The sequence below is a fragment of the Haladaptatus sp. DYSN1 genome, from assembly GCF_029489995.1.
GTDB lineage: Archaea > Halobacteriota > Halobacteria > Halobacteriales > Halococcaceae > QDMS2.
In genome coordinates this window covers 2047994-2065975 of the sequence record NZ_CP120470.1, presented here as the reverse complement: position 1 = coordinate 2065975, position 17982 = coordinate 2047994, and the positions used below count along the sequence as shown (strand labels likewise).

21 protein-coding genes are annotated in these 17982 nt (G+C 62.3%); 16 read left to right on the top strand and 5 right to left on the bottom strand.

Annotation, left to right across the window (positions count from 1 at the left end; translation table 11 throughout):
• Positions 1–66: 66 nt before the first annotated feature.
• The 3 genes from glyA to folD all read left to right on the top strand — a co-directional run bounded on the left by glyA (position 67) and on the right by folD (position 2924).
• The gene (gene glyA, locus P0648_RS11015) at positions 67–1314 is read left to right on the top strand and encodes a serine hydroxymethyltransferase (protein ID WP_276247199.1); all 1248 of its coding nucleotides are present in this window, start codon (positions 67–69) and stop codon (positions 1312–1314) included.
• A gap of 131 nt (positions 1315–1445) precedes the next feature.
• A complete protein-coding gene (locus P0648_RS11010) occupies positions 1446–1937 on the top strand; it encodes a hypothetical protein (RefSeq protein ID WP_276274871.1) in 492 nt (163 codons plus the stop codon).
• A 93-nt stretch (positions 1938–2030) separates the two neighbouring features.
• Positions 2031–2924: a bifunctional methylenetetrahydrofolate dehydrogenase/methenyltetrahydrofolate cyclohydrolase FolD gene (folD, locus tag P0648_RS11005; RefSeq protein ID WP_276247201.1), complete on the top strand. Its 894-nt coding sequence runs from the start codon at positions 2031–2033 to the stop codon at positions 2922–2924.
• Positions 2925–2929: 5 nt separating this feature from the next.
• On the opposite strand, the gene P0648_RS11000 is transcribed toward folD, so the two are convergent.
• From P0648_RS11000 to P0648_RS10990, 3 genes are all read right to left on the bottom strand, one after another.
• Positions 2930–3640, bottom strand: coding sequence for a TFIIB-type zinc ribbon-containing protein (locus P0648_RS11000; RefSeq protein ID WP_276247202.1), 711 nt, complete (start codon positions 3638–3640; stop codon positions 2930–2932).
• 96 nt (positions 3641–3736) lie between these two features.
• Positions 3737–3913 carry a hypothetical protein gene (locus tag P0648_RS10995; protein ID WP_276247203.1) on the bottom strand — a complete coding sequence of 59 codons (177 nt, stop codon included), beginning with the start codon at positions 3911–3913 and terminating at the stop codon, positions 3737–3739.
• Positions 3914–3965: 52 nt separating this feature from the next.
• Entirely contained in the window at positions 3966–4982 is a 1017-nt protein-coding gene (locus P0648_RS10990; RefSeq protein WP_277503983.1) for a zinc-binding dehydrogenase, read from the bottom strand.
• A gap of 141 nt (positions 4983–5123) precedes the next feature.
• Here P0648_RS10990 and P0648_RS10985 point away from each other — a divergent pair, with 141 nt between their 5' ends.
• The 5 genes from P0648_RS10985 (at position 5124) to P0648_RS10965 (ending at position 7779) form a co-directional block, all read left to right on the top strand.
• Positions 5124–5621, top strand: a complete 498-nt coding sequence (locus P0648_RS10985; protein ID WP_276247205.1) for a YeeE/YedE family protein — start codon at positions 5124–5126, stop codon at positions 5619–5621.
• Positions 5618–6070: a DUF6691 family protein gene (locus tag P0648_RS10980; RefSeq protein ID WP_276247206.1), complete on the top strand. Its 453-nt coding sequence runs from the start codon at positions 5618–5620 to the stop codon at positions 6068–6070. Before P0648_RS10985 ends, P0648_RS10980 begins: the two co-directional genes overlap by 4 nt.
• A 185-nt stretch (positions 6071–6255) precedes the next feature.
• The gene (locus tag P0648_RS10975) at positions 6256–6624 is read left to right on the top strand and encodes a hypothetical protein (protein WP_369685118.1); all 369 of its coding nucleotides are present in this window, start codon (positions 6256–6258) and stop codon (positions 6622–6624) included.
• A 40-nt stretch (positions 6625–6664) separates the two neighbouring features.
• Positions 6665–7594 (top strand): DUF1028 domain-containing protein, encoded by a 930-nt coding sequence (locus P0648_RS10970; protein ID WP_276247208.1) that lies wholly within the window; start codon positions 6665–6667, stop codon positions 7592–7594.
• 38 nt (positions 7595–7632) lie between these two features.
• Complete coding sequence (locus tag P0648_RS10965) at positions 7633–7779, top strand: hypothetical protein (protein ID WP_276247209.1); 147 nt, start codon at positions 7633–7635, stop codon at positions 7777–7779.
• A gap of 156 nt (positions 7780–7935) precedes the next feature.
• On the opposite strand, the gene P0648_RS10960 is transcribed toward P0648_RS10965, so the two are convergent.
• Positions 7936–8217 (bottom strand): amphi-Trp domain-containing protein, encoded by a 282-nt coding sequence (locus P0648_RS10960; protein WP_276247210.1) that lies wholly within the window; start codon positions 8215–8217, stop codon positions 7936–7938.
• Between the two features lie 249 nt (positions 8218–8466).
• On the opposite strand from P0648_RS10960, the gene P0648_RS10955 reads away from it, so the two are divergent.
• Positions 8467–8742 carry a PadR family transcriptional regulator gene (locus P0648_RS10955; RefSeq protein WP_276248475.1) on the top strand — a complete coding sequence of 92 codons (276 nt, stop codon included), beginning with the start codon at positions 8467–8469 and terminating at the stop codon, positions 8740–8742.
• A gap of 45 nt (positions 8743–8787) precedes the next feature.
• Here the strand turns inward: P0648_RS10955 and P0648_RS10950 are convergent, their stop codons facing one another.
• Entirely contained in the window at positions 8788–9963 is a 1176-nt protein-coding gene (locus P0648_RS10950; RefSeq protein WP_276247211.1) for an AI-2E family transporter, read from the bottom strand.
• 83 nt (positions 9964–10046) lie between these two features.
• Here P0648_RS10950 and P0648_RS10945 point away from each other — a divergent pair, with 83 nt between their 5' ends.
• The 7 genes from P0648_RS10945 to P0648_RS10915 all read left to right on the top strand — a co-directional run bounded on the left by P0648_RS10945 (position 10047) and on the right by P0648_RS10915 (position 17939).
• Positions 10047–11321 (top strand): MgtC/SapB family protein, encoded by a 1275-nt coding sequence (locus tag P0648_RS10945; protein WP_276247212.1) that lies wholly within the window; start codon positions 10047–10049, stop codon positions 11319–11321.
• 52 nt (positions 11322–11373) lie between these two features.
• A complete protein-coding gene (locus P0648_RS10940; RefSeq protein WP_276247213.1) occupies positions 11374–12714 on the top strand; it encodes an aspartate aminotransferase family protein in 1341 nt (446 codons plus the stop codon).
• 192 nt (positions 12715–12906) lie between these two features.
• Positions 12907–13140, top strand: coding sequence for a transcriptional regulator (locus tag P0648_RS10935; protein WP_276247214.1), 234 nt, complete (start codon positions 12907–12909; stop codon positions 13138–13140).
• 101 nt (positions 13141–13241) lie between these two features.
• Complete coding sequence (locus P0648_RS10930; RefSeq protein WP_276247215.1) at positions 13242–14117, top strand: ABC transporter ATP-binding protein; 876 nt, start codon at positions 13242–13244, stop codon at positions 14115–14117.
• Positions 14114–15886, top strand: coding sequence for a PrsW family intramembrane metalloprotease (locus tag P0648_RS10925; protein WP_277503971.1), 1773 nt, complete (start codon positions 14114–14116; stop codon positions 15884–15886). Before P0648_RS10930 ends, P0648_RS10925 begins: the two co-directional genes overlap by 4 nt.
• Positions 15879–16934, top strand: a complete 1056-nt coding sequence (locus P0648_RS10920; protein WP_277503969.1) for an ABC transporter permease — start codon at positions 15879–15881, stop codon at positions 16932–16934. Before P0648_RS10925 ends, P0648_RS10920 begins: the two co-directional genes overlap by 8 nt.
• Positions 16935–16964: 30 nt before the next feature.
• Positions 16965–17939, top strand: a complete 975-nt coding sequence (locus P0648_RS10915) for an aldo/keto reductase (protein ID WP_276247218.1) — start codon at positions 16965–16967, stop codon at positions 17937–17939.
• The last annotated feature ends 43 nt before the right edge of the window (positions 17940–17982 follow it).

Genomic DNA, 17982 nt, shown 5'->3' with positions numbered 1-17982 from the left:
TATGTGTGTTGGCCTGACGGGGAGAGAGGTACACTTATTGAGTGAGGGAAATCAGGGTTTCACACGATGGATTACGACCAGGTTCGCGAAGTCGACCCGGAGGTGGCAGCCGCCCTCGAAAACGAAGTCGAGCGCCAGCGTTCGACCCTCGAGATGATTGCCTCGGAGAATCACGTCTCGGAGGCCGTCCTCGAAGCCCAGGGAAGCGCCCTCACGAACAAGTACGCAGAGGGGTATCCCGGTGCGCGCTACTACGCCGGCTGTGAGTACGCAGACGTCGTCGAACAGCTCGCAATCGACCGTGCGAAAGAACTCTGGGGCGCAGAACACGTGAACGTCCAGCCACACAGCGGGACGCAGGCGAACATGGGCGTCTACCTCGCGATGCTCGAACCTGGCGACAAAATCCTCTCTCTCGAACTCTCCCACGGCGGCCACCTGAGTCACGGCCATCCGGCGAACTTCACGGGTAAGCTCTACGAAGTCGAACAGTACGAAGTCGACGAGGAATCCGGTTACCTCGATTACGATGGCATCGTGGAGAAAGCAAAGGAGTTCGACCCCGACATCATCGTCTCCGGCTACTCCGCCTACCCTCGCGTCGTCGAATGGGAGAAGATTCAGGAAGCCGCAGACGAGGTGGACGCCTACCACCTCGCCGACATCGCCCACATCACGGGTCTCGTCGCCGCTGGCGAACACCCTTCGCCCGTCGGCATCGCGGACTTCGTCACGGGTTCGACCCACAAGACCATCCGCGCGGGTCGCGGTGGCATCATCATGTGCGGAGAAGAGCACAAGAAAGCCATCAACTCGGCCGTCTTCCCTGGCAGTCAGGGCGGCCCACTGATGCACAACATCGCGGGCAAAGCCGTCGGCTTCAAGGAAGCCCTCCAGCCTGAATTCAACGAGTACGCAGCTCAGACGGTGAAGAACGCGAAAGTGCTCGGCGAGACGCTCAAAGACCACGGCTTCTCGCTCGTCTCCGGCGGCACGGACAACCACCTTATCCTCATCGACCTGCGCCCGTCGCACCCCGACACGACTGGCGGCGACGCAGAGGAGGCCTTAGAAGAGGTCGGCATCGTCCTGAACAAGAACACGGTGCCGGGCGAGACTCGTTCGCCGTTCAACCCGAGTGGCATCCGCGCAGGTACGCCGCTTCTCACGACCCGTGGCTTCGACGAAGAAGCGACCCGGAAAGTGGGCGACATCATCGCGAACGTTATCGACAACTACGACGACGATAGCGTGAAAGCGGAAGCCGCAGGCGAAGTCGCAGACCTCTGTGCGGAATTCCCGCTCTACGAATAACCTCGCTAGCTGGCTGATTTTCTGTTCGTGTGACCCGTACAGTGACAATCTCCGCGGCCCTACGATCCCCTGTGAACCGTCCCGATTCGAATGTCTCCCGCAGACGTGTGCTCACTGGAATTGCGGGGGCCATGGCGTTCCTCGCTGGGTGTACCAGCGACGGAACGGAGTCCGGCGCGACGACTGCCGGGAGCACCACGGCGGCGAATACGTCCGCGACGGAAGCGGAGACCACACAACGCATGATCCAAACCGACGAACTCGACCTTCGCGAGGCGAACGTGATGGCCGTCGCCTTCGAGAAGACCGGTGAGACGACGTACCGATTCGACGTGACCCTCCTCCACGACGACGACGGCGAGGACGGCTACGCGAACTGGTGGCAAGTCGAGACGCTCTCTGGCGAACAGTTGGGCCGGCGAGAACTCCTTCATGCTCACGGGACCCAGGAATTTACGCGGGCTGCGAGCGTCGAGATTCCCGCTGACGTGACCCGTGTCGTCGTCCGCGGCCACGACCAGACCCACGGGTACGGTGGCCAGGCGATGGTCGTCGATTTGGACACGGGCGAGATTGAATCGATAGACCAGGGGTCTGAGCCAAGAGACTTCAGTGACGACTGACGTATACATATGGGTGCATACATCTGGCGGAATAAATCCACTTTTGGGCACAAACCCGAGCATTAATGAGGGTCGGAACCCGCAATTTCGATAATGACCACGATCATCGACGGGAAAGCCGTCGCCGCGGAAATCCGCGCAGACCTCGCCGCGAGTATCGAGACACTCGCAGACGCCGGCGTCACGCCCGGCCTCGCCACGGTTCTCATGAGCGACGATGGCGCGAGCGAAACCTACGTCTCGATGAAACAGCGCGCCTGCGAGGAGGTCGGTATCGACGGCATCCACGTCGAAATCGACCCCGAAGCCCCCGCCGAGGAACTGTACCAGACCATCGACGACCTGAACGCAGACCCGGAGGTTCACGGCATCCTCGTCCAGTTGCCGGTTCCAGACCACGTGGACAAACGTGAGGTCATCCGCCGCATCGACCCCGCCAAGGACGTAGACGGTTTCCACCCCGAGAACGTCGGCCGACTCGTCGCTGGCGACCCGCTGTTCAAACCCTGCACGCCCCACGGCGTCCAGAAACTGCTCGAAGCCACGGACGTGGACTCGGAGGGCAAGGACGTTGTCATCGTCGGACGCTCGGACATTGTCGGCAAACCGCTCGCGAACCTCCTCATTCAGAAAGCTGCTGGCGGCAACGCCACGGTCACCGTCTGTCACTCGCGGACGAAGGACCTCGCGGCGAAGACCAAGCAGGCGGACATCGTCATCGCCGCGGTTGGCGTCCCAGAACTCATCGATGGGTCGATGCTCAAGGAGGGCGTCACCGTCATCGACGTCGGCGTGAACAGGGTGGATGCCGACACGGAGAAGGGTTACAAACTAGTCGGCGACGTCGAGTTCGAGAGCGCGAAGGAGAAGGCGGCAGCCATCACCCCCGTCCCAGGCGGCGTCGGACCGATGACGATTGCGATGTTGCTCTACAACACGGTCAAGAGTGCTGGACTCACACACGACGTGACGTTCGACCTGCCGTAGCCGTTTCAGTCGATATTTTCGAGGCGATTTTGCGCCGCGGCGAGCGCCACCTCGTCGCCGTCCGTGAGGTACGCATGCAGTTCGTTTGCGACGGCGACGAGACGCTCTGCGTCGTCGGGGTCGATGTCTCCTTCGAGCGCACGAACCCGCTTGACGTGTTCTGTGAGCGTCGAGAGAACCTGTTGAGCCGCCGGGTCGGGGTGGTCGTCCAGATAGGTACCGAGGTCTCGGCGGTAGGCCTTTACGGCCTCTGCGTAGGCGAGGCCACGAGCCTCGGTGAGCGTCTTTGGAACGTCGGACGCTGCGGGGCGCTCGCCGATGTCAGCGCCCTTGAGCAGCGACAGAAAGTAGAATTCCGCTTCGTCAGCGACGTCCATTGAGCGTCCCACGATGTCGGAGACGTGGAGGAGCTCCGTGGCAGCGAGATACGTGTCCGAGAGCGAGAGCAAGTCGCCACCGTTGATGAACCCGTGGCGATGGACGTACTTCCGACAGACCTCCTTCGCGGTGCGCGTGGCAGCGCGGAGGTCGTCTCGGGAGGCGAGGTCTCTCGCCTCCGTGAGGTCGAGGTTCGCCGTGCTCGCCGTGTGTCGCTTCGCATCTGCGACGCCGACGCTCTCGAGACTGCCACACGACGGACACTCGATGCCCCCCGTCTCGTAGTACGACCACTGGGTGCCACACCGTTTGCACTCGCGCTCGCCGCGTACTTTCATACCCGTAGATTGGCGCCATGGCCCAAAACTTCCGTGGAAGGCGTGGTTTTCTTGAACGGCAGCCGTGAGTACCCCGAGCAACAGCGCTATTCAGGCCTACAGCCGACGCCGAAGCGTCACGAGTATGGCGAGAAGAGCCGCGCCCACGCCGAGCGTTACCGCGAGTGGGTCGCCGCCGGAGTCGAAACGCCAGCCGTAGACGAGAAAACCGACGAGTGCGACGACGAACGCGAGCAAGCCGAGTACGCGAAACCTGCCGTCCCCTGGTCCCATGGCGAACCGTTCGTCCGCCGAAAGGTAAAACGTGGTGGCAGGGAGAGACGTTTTATTCTGGCGTGACGACCAGTTTTCCGACCGCATTCCGATTCTGCATCGCGGCGAACGCTGCGCCGGTTTCTGCAAGTGGATAGGTGTCGTCGATTTCCGGTTCTAGTTCGCCAGCGGCCACGAGCGAAACGAGTCGTTCGAGGTCTCCCTGCGTCCCCATCGTGCTCCCGATGACGCGCTTGTGTCCGAGAAAGAGGTCAGGGATGTCGATGTCGGAGGTGTTCCCCGCCGTTCGCCCACAAACGACCATCCGGCCGCCCCGGCGGAGCACGGAGAGGCCGAGGTCGGTGTAGGGGCCGCCGAGGTGGTTCAACACGGCATCGGGCGTGCCGATGGCCGAGACGGCCGATTCGAGTGCTTCGGGGTCGGTTCCCCGAATCGCGTGGTCGAGTCCGAGTTCGTCCAACTGGTCGAGTTTCTCCTGTGAGGAGGAGGTGCCGATAGACTGTGCGCCGAAGATTGCGGCGAGTTGCACGCCTGCGACGCCGACGCCGCCGGTCGCACCGGGGATGAACACGAGGTCTCCGGGGCCGACTTCGGCGCGTTTGAGCATGTGGAAAGCAGTCATGTAGGCGGTCGGAATCGCGGCGGCCGTCGCCGTCTCCACGTTGTCCGGCAGTTCGACGAGTCGGTCAGCCTCGACGAGCGCCTGTTCCGCCAGGCCACCGTGGTACAGCGAATACTGTTCACAGAGGTTTTCCGGTCCCTCGCGGCAGAACTGGCACGTCCCACAGGTTTCGTTCGGGCAGAGGACGACGCGGTCGCCGGGGTCGACGCTCGTTATGCCCTCGCCAACCTTACTGACGACACCGGCTACGTCGAGGCCGCTTACGAATGGGAGGTCGTCGGCGTCGACCATCGCGGAGTCACCTTCGAGAATCCATAGGTCGTGGCGGTTGATGGCGCACGCTTCGACGTCGATGAGCGCTTCGCCCGGTCCTGGGACTGGAGACGGTCGTTCGACGATGCCCACGCCGTCCGACCCGACGAGTTCATTGAATGCTGCAACGCGCATGCACTGAGCATACCGCTTCGCCCCCTTAGCCGTACGGGAGGAGACAATTTCTGGGCGTGGTCCGGTCGTGAGTTACTCGTGCATCTACCCGTGTCAGCTATCTGTATGGGCCCGTAACAGCCCCTACCGAACACCGCATCCATGTACGCACTTCAGCTCGCAGCAGACCTCGGCTCCCTCTTCCCGAGAGGCATCGTCCCCTACGCCCTCGGTGGCATCCTCATCGGTGTGGGCGTCGCCACCATCTACCTCGCGACCGGCATCCACGCCGGCGCGAGCACGTTCCTCGAATCGTCGCTGTCGTACGTCTCCGACCTGCAACCGTTCAACCGATTCGACTACGTCCAGTCGCGCGACTGGCGGGTCGTCTTCACGGTCGGAATCGTCCTCGGTGCGGCGGTCTATGCGCTGCTGTTTCAAGACGGCATCTGGGTCACGGGCGTCCAATGGTGGCGACTCCTCTTTGGCGGCGTGCTCATCGGCATCGGCACGCGCCTCGGCAAGGGCTGTACCTCCGGCCACGGCGTCTGCGGCGTCGGGTCGCGCTCACGGACCTCCATTACGAACGTCACCATCTTCCTGCTCGTGGCCATCGCCATCGCCCACCTCGTGCAGGCCGTGGGGGTGAGTCCGCCATGAGCGACGAGCGTCACCCGCTGTTCATTCCCGTCATCTTCGTCGGCGGCCTCGTCTTCGGCTTCGGCCTCGCGCTCTCGAACATGGCGAAGCCCGAAGTCGTCCTCGACTTTCTCCTGCTCGACGACTTCGGCCTCCTGTTCGTGATGGGCGGGGCCGCCATCGTCTCCGGGCTAACCGTCGTTCTCGCCGTCCAGTTCCTGGGGAATGCCCCGCTCACCGGTCGAGCGTACACTCGCCGGGTGAAGGACATGGACCGCGACGTAGTCGTCGGTGGCACCGTCTTCGGCGTCGGCTGGGGCCTTTCTGGTATCTGCCCCGGCGCTGGCTACGCGAGTCTCGGTATCGGGAACTATCCCATCCTGCTGGCGTTCATCGGGATGTTCGTCGGCGCGTATCTCCAGGGCTACTGGAAGACGATTCGGAGCAGTGAGCAACCAGCGGGCGGGTAGGCAGTCGAGAACTGTCCGACCGGCAGGATTTATACGGGGTCCTCGCCTACGGGGGAATACAATTTCGAGTGAATCACTCACCTACGACGTTCCAGAGGATACTCGAAGTCGCCGTGAGGCGGCTGGTCGAGAAATTCTCCCGCGATGAAACTGTTTCTGTGACGAGCACGCCGGAAGGCGCCGTCCTGCACGTAAATAATGAACCGACTGTTCTAGACCGAGCGACAGCCAGCCGGCTGCGCGACGCGCTCCAGGAGGCGCTCACGGAGACCCGCGAGTACGTCTACACCTCGGGGACCTACCGCGAGGATGGGTCGTACGTCGTCGCCCGGCGGGGCGCGAATTCGACCGGCCACAGTAAGGTGTTCGACACCTATCGCGAACTGGAACGACTCTACGACCGACTCCCGGCGGAGTTCACCGCCGAAGACCTGAACCGGTCGGGGCTCACCGGCGGACGACGGCACATGCTCCTGCGACACTTCGTGGAGCATCCCAACTTCGACTGCACGCTGGTCTCCCGACAGCCACTCACGGCGCGAAAACAGGGCTGACGGCGAACGCTTTTGCGCCTGCCAGCCGTGGGGTGACACCATGACACAACCACGGCCGTCCACCTTCTCTATCGTCGCGCGCGACCCGGACACGAACGCGGTCGGGGTCGCCGTCCACTCGAAGTTCATCAGCGTCGGCTCCGTCGTCCCGTTCGTCAGCGCGGATGCTGGAGCGATCGCCACGCAGAGCTTTGCGAACGTCGCCTATGGACCCGAGGGCCTCGATTTGCTGCGTGAGGGGCAGCCAGCAGAAGCCGTCGTCGAGCAACTGACCGCGACCGACGACGAGGCTGAATCCCGGCAGGTGGGCGTCGTCGGACAGGACGGTACCGTGGCGGCGTTCACGGGCGGCGAGTGCTTCGACTACGCGGGCGATTTGCAGGGGGAGAACTACTCGGTGCAGGGGAACATTCTCGTGAGCGAGGAGACGCTGACCGCGATGGCCACGGTGTTCGAGGAGACGGGGGGTGGCCTCCCGGAGAAACTGCTCGCCGCGCTGCACGCCGGGAACGACGCGGGCGGCGACAAGCGCGGCGAGCAGAGCGCCGCGCTGTACATCGCGAAGCCGGAAGGCGGCTACGACGGCAAGAACGACCGTTGGGTAGACGTGCGGGTGGACGACCACGAGACGCCAATCGACGAACTGGAGCGCATCTTCCGCCTGTACGACATCACGCTCCTCGCGCGGGAAGCGCCCGAAGAGACAGAGACACTGTCGGGCGAGACGGCCCGCGCCGTCGCCGAAACGCTTGCAGACCTCGACCTCTACGACGGAACGCCGAGCGAGACGTTCGGCGAACCCGAGCGCAAGGCACTCGAACGCTTCCGCGGCATGAACAACTTCGAGAATCACGACCTCGTCGTCATCGAAGACGCACTCGCTCGCGGCTGGGACAAGGCGGGCGGCGAAGGCGAGACGCGACTCGTGGACGCCCTCTGGCACGGGCTCTCTCGACTCGACCGCGTGTAGGCAGCAGTTTCTTTTGTGGGCCTGTGCTACGAAGCGATATGCGCTCTGAAGCGGAGATTCGCGAGCAGTACGAATTTCTCAAAGAAGAACTCGACGACGAGGATATGAACCACCAGGGGGTCAAACAGATGTTCACCTACTACAAGCGAGCACTCGGCTGGGTGCTCGAAGAGGAGTATATATAGGCTGTTCGGACCGGTTCCGGTATCTTTAAGTAATATTGCACGATTTATCCAGTTGACGCTTCGATTGGAGGGCCGAAGCGTCAGCGGGGACCAATTCAGGGCGGCAAGCATACCCGGGGGCTGCTCCCTCGGGTGTTGCTTACCTTTTGAAAAATACTACGAGATCGAGAGTGACGAGTCTTCGTCAGTCGCGCCTTCGTCCCACTCGAGTTCGAATTCGATACTGAGTTCGCCCTGCTTCGCGCCGCGAGACGTCTCACGCTCTGCTTTCACCTCGAACGTGACCCGCGCGGGCGGGTTCATCGTAACCGACTCGCCACCGGCGCTGAGCGAAAACTCTTCACCGGCATCGAGTTTGTCGGCCACCGTTCGCAGGTAGGCCGCGATTTCTTCTCGGGTCTGCTTCTGTTCTGACTTAAACAGCACTTCTTCTGGCATCGAGGGGCTATACGTGCGGCGAGTCGATAAGTCCCGCGGATAGGATGGATTTCTGTCTTGATTCGTACACGACACTGACATTCTGCTGAACTCCCCATATATCCTGTCCGAACCTTTTCACCCACGCATCAGGAATCAAATAATTTCTCGAATCGTTCCAAAACGCAAGAAGAAGAGCCGTATGTTCCGGGCATTCTCCACCCGATATGTTTATCCTGTTCGGCTCAATATGTCTGAATGAAAGTACCGATGCACGATTTGACAGGATTCCAGCGAGACCTCCTCTACGTGATTGCAGGCAGCGAAGACCCCCACGGTCTCGCCATCAAAGAAGAGTTAGAAGAGTACTACGAAAAGGAGATTCACCACGGGCGCCTCTACCCGAACCTCGACACGCTCGTCGACAAGGGCCTCGTCGAGAAAGGGCAGCGCGACCGTCGAACCAACTTCTACACGCTGACCCGGCGCGGCCGCCGCGAAATCGACGCGCGTGCCGACTGGGAACAGCGCTACGTCGAAGAATAACGCAGTTCGGTCCCCCTATATCTCGCTGTTTTTCACCCGTCGTGCTCAGTCAGTTGACTGGCCAGACGTCGTCCCGCCGTCCGTGGATGCGTCCGCTTTTGTGGTTGGTTGCTTCGACTTGCGGGCGTCGGTGAGGTAGGTCGGGTCCACCGCGTAGGGTTTGATTTCAGTCCCGGAGATGAGTTCCGGGAGGATGATTCGCGCAAAGTGGACGACGAGCACGAGCAAGATGGGGCCGAGGAAGATGCCGTACCAGCTGAACAGCAGCGGCCCGAAGATGTAGGCGAACATCACGGCTCCGACGTGGAGGTTGCGCCCGGAAACGTAGGGCCGCAGGACGAAATCTGGAAGCGTGTCCACGATGACGAACGACACTGCGGCGAACACGACGACGAACCAGAACTGCGGTTCCTCAGAGACGGCGGTCATGACCGCGAGATAGGCCGTCACCGGGAAGTAGACGAGCTTCATGCCCACGACGGGGATGAGACTCGCCACGCCCGCGAGCAGGCCGATGAGCGCGGCGTAGGGGATGGCAAGGCCCGGCGGGCTGATGAAGTCGAGGACAGAGTAGGAGAGGACGGCGATGATGGCGGTCAACACGGCGTTAAGGATGTTCCCGAAGAAGATGCTGTGGAAGTCTTGGTCCACGTTCTTGAGGTAGGAGTCGAGGACGCCACGTTCGTCCCCGAACCGAGATTGGCACCAGCGCGTGAGTTTGTGGCCGTCTCGGAGCAGGTAGAAGGCAAGCGCAATCATGACGAACAGATGGAGAAGCAGGTTCCCGATGAATCCAGTGTAGTCGAGTGCCTGGTCCATGATGCCTCGCAGCGTTTCGATGCCAGTGTCGCTCTCGATGTAGCTGACGGGGTCGTCGACCACGCTCGAAACGTCCAGGTAGGGTTCGACGGCCGTAGATAGCGGGCCGAGTTCCACCGAATCCTGAATGGCGTTCACCTCCTGAAGACCGATGGCGACAGAATACGCGAGCAACAGCAACGCCGGCAACGCGAGGGTGAACAGCGCGACGAATGCCGCGAGCGACCGGGGATAGATGCGAGTTTTGAGGCGGTCGTAGATGGGGCGGGTCGCGTAGTAGATGAAGATGCCAAAGACGAACGTCCCGATGAACGAGTAGAGGACGAACAGCAACGCGGCCCCGAGGATGGCACCGACGGCCCACCAGGCGGCCCGCGAACGAGAGACAGACGAGGCGACCATGGCTCCCCGTTTGCGGGCCTGGTGAATAAACGTTCGTGGGGCAGGCCGGAGAATTTTAGGCACGTGGGGCGAAACCTCACGCAGTGACCGATTTCGTCGCGCAGATTGGAGCTGCTCCACTCGACAGCACGGTGGTACGCATCGCGCTCGCCGGGGCGCTCGGCATGTTTCTCGGGTTGGAACGCGAGTGGTCTCAGAAGTCTGCCGGTATTCGCACGTTCTCACTGATTAGTTTGCTCGCTGCGGTGTTCACGATTCTCGACCGGGAACTCCTGCTCGTGGTCGGTGGCCTGCTCATCATCGTCCAGGGGGTCTTACTCGCGGTCCAGGGCCTACGGGACGAGGACAAGGGGCTTTCGCTCACCACCTCGACGTCGATGCTCGTCGCCTACGGCGTCGGGTCGCTCGTCGCGAGTGGCTTCATCATCGAAGGGGTGACGGTGGCCGTCCTCTCGTCGCTGTTGCTCGTGTTGAAGCGCGAACTCCACAGTTTCGCGTGGGGACTCTCCCGCGAAGAGGTTCGGTCCACTTCCGAGTTCGCCATCCTCGCGTTCGTCATCTTCCCGCTATTACCGAGCGACCCCATCGGCTTCGACCTCAACGGAACCCGCATCGCCGCGGAACCGCAAGTCGTCTGGCTGATGGTCGTCACCGTGGCCGGCATCGGCATTGCAAACTACGCCATCGTCAAGAGCTACGGCGGCCGTGGCATCGCAGTGACCGGATTTTTCGGCGGTCTCGCCTCCTCTACGGCCGTCGTCGGGACGATGATGGACCACGTACGCCAGCGCCCCGACGCCGCCTCCTACGCAGTGGCGGCCATCCTCCTCGCCGACGCCGCGATGGCGCTCAGGAATCTCGTCATTGCGATTGGCTTTACGCTCTCAGCGGACCGCGTCCTCGTGGGTGCGGCTGTGCCGCTTGGCGCGGTCATCCTCGGGAGTGTGCTCGTCGCCGCCTACACCGCAGACTGGTCGCAGAAAGTCGAAATGAAACTCGACAACCCGTTTTCCCTTCGCAACGCGCTCGGATTCGGCGCGATGTTCCTCGTCATCATCGTCGCCGGCGGCCTCGCCGAAGCACAGTTCGGCACCATCGGATTCTACGTCACGGCCATCCTCTCTGGGCTCGTCTCCAGTGCGGGTGTCACGACGTCGACGGTGGTGCTGTACCGGACCGGCGGCCTCGACTACAATACCGCGATTATCGCGATTCTGCTCGCGACGGCGTCGAGTATCGTCGTGAAGGCCGGACTCGTCGCCTTCGGGCCGAGTCGAAAGTTCGCGATGCGCGTCGGCTTCTGGAGTGGCGTCCTACTCGTCGCGGCGACGCTCATGACCGCGCTCGTGACGTTCTAAATTTCGCCGCAAACGTAACCATCTTTTTAACGGGGGATTGCGCAGTAAACTCATGGACCGAGAGACTGCTCGACCACAGGTCCGCGATTTGCCCGGGAAACGCGCCCAGCAATGGGTTAAATACCACCAGCAAACGGCGGCGCCGAGTACGTACGTCTACGATTTTGTCTGGGATATCACTGCGGAGGCAGAAGGGCCCTTCTGTACCGACGTCGACGGCAACGTTCTCATGGACTTCACGAGTCACGTCGGGGCCGCCCCGCTCGGGTACAACAACCCGAAGATTATGGACAAACTCGAGCGATTCGACCTGGTAGACCCGATGAAAATCGCCGGGCAAGACTTCTACGTCGCCGGGAGCGGAACGCCCGACGACCCACAGATTCCCGGGCCAGCGGTGCTCATGGACAAGTTGACCGAATTGACCGCCCACTACGACATGGACACCGTGTTCCTCTCGAACAGCGGGGCGGAGGCCGTCGAAAACGCCATCAAAATCTGCTACGACAACAGCGGCGGCGCGAAATACGGGCTCACCTTCCAGGGAGCGTTCCACGGGCGCACCCTCGGCGCACTCTCGCTCAACCGGTCGAAGGAGGTCTATCGCCGCCACTACCCAGAGGTTGCGGGCATCCACGACGCACCGTTCTGTTCTGACCGCAGTTGCACGGCGGACACCTGCGATTGTGGCTTCTTCACCGACGACACCTCCTCGCTGCGTCGTCGCCTCCACCCCAAGAAAGGGCACATCAACCCCGAAGAGGTTGCCTACCTGATTATGGAACCCGTCCAGGGTGAGGGTGGCTACAACATCCCGAGCGAGGCGTTCATGCAGGAAATCGCAGACGTCTGTGCGGAGTACGACATCACGCTCATCGCAGACGAAATCCAGTCAGGGATTGGCCGCACCGGGAAACTGTGGGCGTCTGACCACTATCCCATCACGCCCGACGTCATCACCTGCGCGAAGGGGCTTCGCGTCGGTGCCACCGTCTCGCGCTCCGACGTGTTCCCGGCGGAGAAAGGTCGCATTTCATCGACCTGGGGAGCGGGCGACATTCTCGGCTCGATGCAGGGCGCACTCACACTCGACGCCATCGAGCAGTACGACCTGCTCGACAACGCCACCGCGCGCGGCGAACAGTTGAAAGAACACTTCGCCGACGCGGCCAACGAGAAGGTGGTTGACGTGCGCGGACTCGGCCTGATGCTCGCCGTCGAACTCGATACCCGGGACCGCCGCGACGCCGTGATTAAGGAGGCGTTGAAACGCGGCCTGCTCATCCTCGGCTGTGGGTACAAGACCATCCGTCTGCTCCCGCCACTCGACGTGACCGAGCGCGAGATGGCGCTCGCCGCGGACCTCCTGCTCGAGGCAATCGACGCGGCCTAACGACGCGTCACAAAACGCGACTGTCACCGACCCGTGAAAATATTAATTTCCTTTATATATGTGTTTTGGAACAATAGGTGTACGTGCCATACAGAGTACCTGTCTCTCGAAACTAGGGTGTGTTAGGTTCAGACATACTGTGTCGGATTACAGAACGGAGTTTCTATTACCTCTCGCACGTATGCCTAACTCATGGTTCACACGTGCCGAAATTGCAAGCGGACGTTCACCAGCAAACTGGACCTGCAGCTCCACCAGGACAACTGCTCTGACGCGCAGTTGTTCTGTTCCCAGTGCGGTGAGCGCTTCGCCGAGCGACGTGCAACAAAAGATGGATGGTACTATCGATGCCCGACAGAGGACTGTGAGGGTGAGGAGATCGGCGAAGATCTCCACTACGTATCCGACATGATGGTCGTACGATAATCGAGAACAACTTTCGCGGTGCGGCACGTGTTTTTTGCGAGGGGTGGAACGGTTTCCTGTAGCAAAGCTACATTGTCTTCCCGTCCGTACAGTCCAGTTGAATGATACGGGTCCGTGACCTCAGGAAAGAATACGCCGGATTCGTTGCTGTCGAGGGAAGCGACTTTTCGGTCGAACCAGGAGAGGTGTTCGGCATCATCGGCCCGAACGGTGCAGGGAAGACCACGACGCTCAAGATGCTCGCCGGGCTGCTCGAACCGACCAGCGGCAGCGCCACCGTCGCGGGAATGCAGGCGAACGACCCGGCGATGCGGCGTCGACTCGGCTACCTGCCTGAGGAGTCGCCGCTCTACGAGGAGATGACGCCGAACTCCTATCTTCGATTCTTCGCGGACCTCTACGACGTGCCCCGCGACGTGGCGAACGAGCGCATCGCCGAGACGCTCGACGCCCTCGACTTGAACTACCGCGACCGCCGACTCGGCGATATGTCGAAGGGGATGCGCCGGAAGGTAGCCATCGCCCGCTCGCTCGTGAACGACCCGGACGTGCTCATCTACGACGAACCGGCGAGCGGGCTCGACCCGCTCACGACGAACTACGTCCTCGAATTCACCCGCGACCTGAGCGAACAGGGGAAGACGGTCGTCTTCAGCGCGCACAACCTCTATCACGTCGAAAGCATCTGCGACCACCTCGTCATCATGAACAAGGGGCGCATCGTGGCGCGAGGGTCTGTCGCGGAGATTCGCGAGCAACACGGCAAGACCGCGTATCACGTCTACACCTCCGTCCCGGTCCCCGACTCGGAACCAGATGGAAACCGTCACCTGACCGTCGTGGACAGCATGGCCGCAGTCGACGAGATTCGACAGGAAGCACAGGCCCAAGGCGGCGAGATACTCGACCTGCGAACCGAGGAACCGAGCCTCGAAGACATCTTCCTCACGCTGGCAAAGCGGGAGCCACCGTCGTGAACCCGCGCAAACTCCTGCGCATCGCGCGCTGGGAAGTGACAAAGGGGGCGGGCGGCATCGACCGGCGAACCGCCATCGCTGGCGTCGTCGCCATCGTCCTGCTCGTGGTCGTCTCCATGGCCGCCGTCAGCCACGGCGTGACCCTCGACCGGGGCATCTACCGCGTCGGCGTGGACGAATCGAGTCCCTACTACGGGCCGGTCGCCGCAGACCCGACGTTCGCCATCCACGACCCGGCGAGTGGCGAAGAGTTCGACCTGCTCATCCAAGACGGCCGCGTCGGCTACCGTGACACACAGAAGGGCCGGGCTGCACTCGCGGAACTCAGGCGGGCGGTCGAAGGATACAACGACCGCCTCATGGCGACCGAGGGGAACCGCTCCGCGGCCTTCCCCGTCGCCGTGAACATCACCTACGTGAATCGCGCCGGGGGCGAAGTGGTCGTGCCCGGTTCTGGCGGACAGGGCCAGCAGACGGCCGACGAACCAACCCAAAACCAGCAGTCGCCCGGCGGCGCAACGGAGACGCCAGCCGCCGGCGGTGGTGGCGGTGACGGGGGCAACACGCCACTGCCTGGCGACCAGCCACCGCTAGCAGACGGCCTGCTCGGAGGTGGGTCAGGCGACACGCCGAGCGACATCGCGCCGCCGTTCCCCTTCGAGTCGCTCGCCCTCGCGTTCCTGTTCGTCCTGCCGATGAACTTCGTCATTCAGGCCTACGGCAGTTCGATACTCAAAGAGCGCGTGAACCGTCGTGGGGTCCTGTTGCTCGTCTCGCCGGTGTCGCGCTACGACATCGTCGCAGGCAAGACGCTCCCGTACTTCCTCGCCTCGCTCGCGATAACGACGGTCATCGCGCTCGCCATCGGCGGCGGCCCGATTTCGATAACGGCGGTCATCCCGCTCGCGCTCGTGTTCCTCGCGGCGACGTTCCTCGCCGGAATGTTCGCCCGGTCGTTCAAGGAACTCACCTTCGTCACGGTGGCCATCAGCGTGTTTCTCACCACGTACGCGTTCGTTCCGGCCATCTTCACCGACCTGAACGCCATCGCGCTCATTTCGCCGCTCACGCTCGTCGTCCGGGACCTGCAATCGCAAGCAATTACGGCCGGTGAGTACGCCTTTGCGACGCTCCCGCTCTATCTCACCGCGTTCGTCTTGTTCACGCTCGGCGTGGGCATCTACCGCGAAGAAGACATGTTCACGCAGCGACCCGTCCACCTGAAGGCGCTCGACGCGATTTCGAGTCGTATCTCGGGGCGGCGCTCTATCGCCGTCCTCTCGATTCTGTTCATCCCGTTCGTGTTCGTCGCCGAGCTGTTGGCCGTCGCCACGCTGTTCGCGCTCCCGGTTTCGTTCTCGATTCCAGTGTTGCTCGTGGCCATTGCGCTCGTCGAGGAGATTGCGAAGAGCATCCACGTGTTCGCCGGGTTCGAGAGCGCGAAATTCGACCGCCGCCTGAAACTCTCGCTCATCCTCGGGACGCTCTCTGGGGTCGGTTTCTTCCTCGCCGAGAAACTCACGCTCGTCAGCCAAATCGTCGGCCTTCCCGAACTCCGACTGGGGAACGTGGCGTTCGCGGGAGGCGTGGAGACGAGCGGACTGGTCTTGCTCGGCTTCCTGCTGGCTCCCCTCGTACTCCACGTCGTCACCGCGACGATTTCCGCCATCGGGGCGGCGCGAGGGGCGCGTTCGTACGCCGTCGCGCTCGGCGTGGCCATCTTCGTCCACACGGTGTACAACCTCACGGTGGTGATGCAACTTGGCTGACCCACGCCTCGCCATCACCCGGCGCGAACTGGGTGCCATCAAGAGCGAGAAGACCATCGTCCTCGCGTTGCTCATTCAGTTGTTCATCGCCGCCTTCTCGTCGTTCCTCGTCGTGGGCCTCGTCTCGCTGTACGCCCCCGGCAGCGTCTCCGACGGGCAGGTCGTCACCTTTGGCGTGGCCGGCGACGCGAGCGACCGCGTGGAGGGTGCAATTCGAGAGGTGGACGGGAGTCGATTCCGTCACTACGACTCGCGCGAGCGGGCCGAAAGCGACTTCGAAATCGGTCGCCTCGATGGCATCCTCTTGGCACATTACGGCGACGACGGGCGAATCGTGGTCGAAACCGTCGTCCCGCGGGGGAGTTTGCGGAGCACGTTAATCGTCACACAGGTACGCGAGACGCTCGAAACGCTCGAACGAACGGAGCGGGTCGCGCGCCAGCAGAGCCTCGAAAACCGGCCGATTTCGCTTCCGCGTGAGGTGTCCGCGAGTCCGTACTTCGGGTTCACGTACACGATTCTGTTGCCCCTCCTCTGTTTCCTCCCCGTCTTCATCAGCGGGTCGCTCGTGGTCGATTCGATAACCGAGGAGAACGAGCGCGGAACCCTCGAACTGCTTCGGGTCGCGCCGCTCACCATCGTCGACATCGTGGACGGAAAACTGCTCGCTGCGGCGGTTCTCGCCCCGGCACAGGTGCTCCTGTGGCTCGCCCTGCTCACGTTCAACGGCATCGCCATCGCACACGTTCCGCTGTTGCTCGCGTTCGTGGCCGCCCTCACCTTGCTCGTCGTGAGCGGTGGGGCCGCGATATCGATTCTCATCGGTGACCGACAGCGGTCGCAACTCGCCTACTCGACGGCACTGCTGTTGTTCTTCGGGAGCCTCGTGTTCCTGCCCGAACACCCCTCGACGACGGTGGCCCGGCTCGCCATCGACAGTGCCGCGCCGATTACCTTCGCCTCCGTGGGCGGGGCCGTCATCTGCTGTGTCCTCGTCCTCGGCGGAATCCGGGCGGGCGTCGCGGCGGTTGGGACAGACCGACTGTAGTTTTTTGGTGCTCGTCTGTGAGGGTTTCACATGGAGTATACGACACTCGGTTCGACCGGGATGGAAGTCAGTCGATTGTGTCTCGGGTGCATGAGTTTCGGCACCCCGGAGTGGCGCGATTGGGTGCTCACGGAGGAGGAGAGCCTCCCGATTATCGACCGGGCAATCGACCTCGGCATCAACTTCTTCGACACGGCAAACATGTACTCGGTCGGCGAATCAGAACGAATTCTGGGCACGGCACTGGAGGGCCGACGCGAGGAGAACGTCGTCGCGACGAAGGTCTTCCACGAGATGGACGAGTCGAACCCTCACTCGTCGGGCCTGTCGCGAAAGGCCATCGAACAGGAACTGGAGGCGAGTCTCGACCGTCTCGGAATGGAGACGATAGACCTGTACCAGACCCACCGATGGGACGACGATACGCCCATCGACGTGACCCTCGCGACGCTCTCTGACGCAGTTCGCCGCGGGAAGGTGCGCTACATCGGGACGAGTTCCATGTGGGCCCACCAGTTTGCCGAAGCGCTCCACGCGAGCGACGGCCTCGGACTCGATCGGTTCGTCACGATGCAGAATCACTACAACCTGCTCTACCGTGAGGAAGAACGCGAGATGCTCCCGCTCTGTGAGAAGGAGGACATCGGCGTCATCCCGTGGAGCCCGCTCGCCCGCGGTTATCTCACCCGGCCGCACGTCGAGTTCGACGCCACCACGCGCGGGCAGTCGGACCAGCACGCCCGTCGCCACCCGTATCTCGAAGGTGGCGGCAAGGAGGTCAACGAACGGGTGGAGGAACTGGCGGCGGAGAAAGACGTGACTATGGCGCAGATTTCGCTCTCGTGGCTGCTGCACAAAGACTGGGTCGATGCGCCAATCGTCGGGACGACGAGCGTCGAACACCTGGAGCAAGCGGTCGAAGCCCTCGACATCTCACTTTCTGCCAGCGAGATGGAATACTTAGAGGAGCCGTACCAACCAGTTCGGGTGTCTGGTCACCAATAAGAACACAACGGAGAACGACGAGGAACGGCGTGGGTCTCCGAGA

Coding starts and splice junctions, on each gene's coding strand:
- glyA (WP_276247199.1), top strand. CDS start 67: ATGGATTACGACCAGGTTCGCGAAGTCGACCCGGAGGTGGCAGCCGCC.
- P0648_RS11010 (WP_276274871.1), top strand. CDS start 1,446: ATGGCGTTCCTCGCTGGGTGTACCAGCGACGGAACGGAGTCCGGCGCG.
- folD (WP_276247201.1), top strand. CDS start 2,031: ATGACCACGATCATCGACGGGAAAGCCGTCGCCGCGGAAATCCGCGCA.
- P0648_RS11000 (WP_276247202.1), bottom strand. CDS start 3,640: ATGAAAGTACGCGGCGAGCGCGAGTGCAAACGGTGTGGCACCCAGTGG.
- P0648_RS10995 (WP_276247203.1), bottom strand. CDS start 3,913: ATGGGACCAGGGGACGGCAGGTTTCGCGTACTCGGCTTGCTCGCGTTC.
- P0648_RS10990 (WP_277503983.1), bottom strand. CDS start 4,982: ATGCGCGTTGCAGCATTCAATGAACTCGTCGGGTCGGACGGCGTGGGC.
- P0648_RS10985 (WP_276247205.1), top strand. CDS start 5,124: ATGTACGCACTTCAGCTCGCAGCAGACCTCGGCTCCCTCTTCCCGAGA.
- P0648_RS10980 (WP_276247206.1), top strand. CDS start 5,618: ATGAGCGACGAGCGTCACCCGCTGTTCATTCCCGTCATCTTCGTCGGC.
- P0648_RS10970 (WP_276247208.1), top strand. CDS start 6,665: ATGACACAACCACGGCCGTCCACCTTCTCTATCGTCGCGCGCGACCCG.
- P0648_RS10965 (WP_276247209.1), top strand. CDS start 7,633: ATGCGCTCTGAAGCGGAGATTCGCGAGCAGTACGAATTTCTCAAAGAA.
- P0648_RS10960 (WP_276247210.1), bottom strand. CDS start 8,217: ATGCCAGAAGAAGTGCTGTTTAAGTCAGAACAGAAGCAGACCCGAGAA.
- P0648_RS10955 (WP_276248475.1), top strand. CDS start 8,467: ATGCACGATTTGACAGGATTCCAGCGAGACCTCCTCTACGTGATTGCA.
- P0648_RS10950 (WP_276247211.1), bottom strand. CDS start 9,963: ATGGTCGCCTCGTCTGTCTCTCGTTCGCGGGCCGCCTGGTGGGCCGTC.
- P0648_RS10940 (WP_276247213.1), top strand. CDS start 11,374: ATGGACCGAGAGACTGCTCGACCACAGGTCCGCGATTTGCCCGGGAAA.
- P0648_RS10935 (WP_276247214.1), top strand. CDS start 12,907: ATGGTTCACACGTGCCGAAATTGCAAGCGGACGTTCACCAGCAAACTG.
- P0648_RS10930 (WP_276247215.1), top strand. CDS start 13,242: ATGATACGGGTCCGTGACCTCAGGAAAGAATACGCCGGATTCGTTGCT.
- P0648_RS10915 (WP_276247218.1), top strand. CDS start 16,965: ATGGAGTATACGACACTCGGTTCGACCGGGATGGAAGTCAGTCGATTG.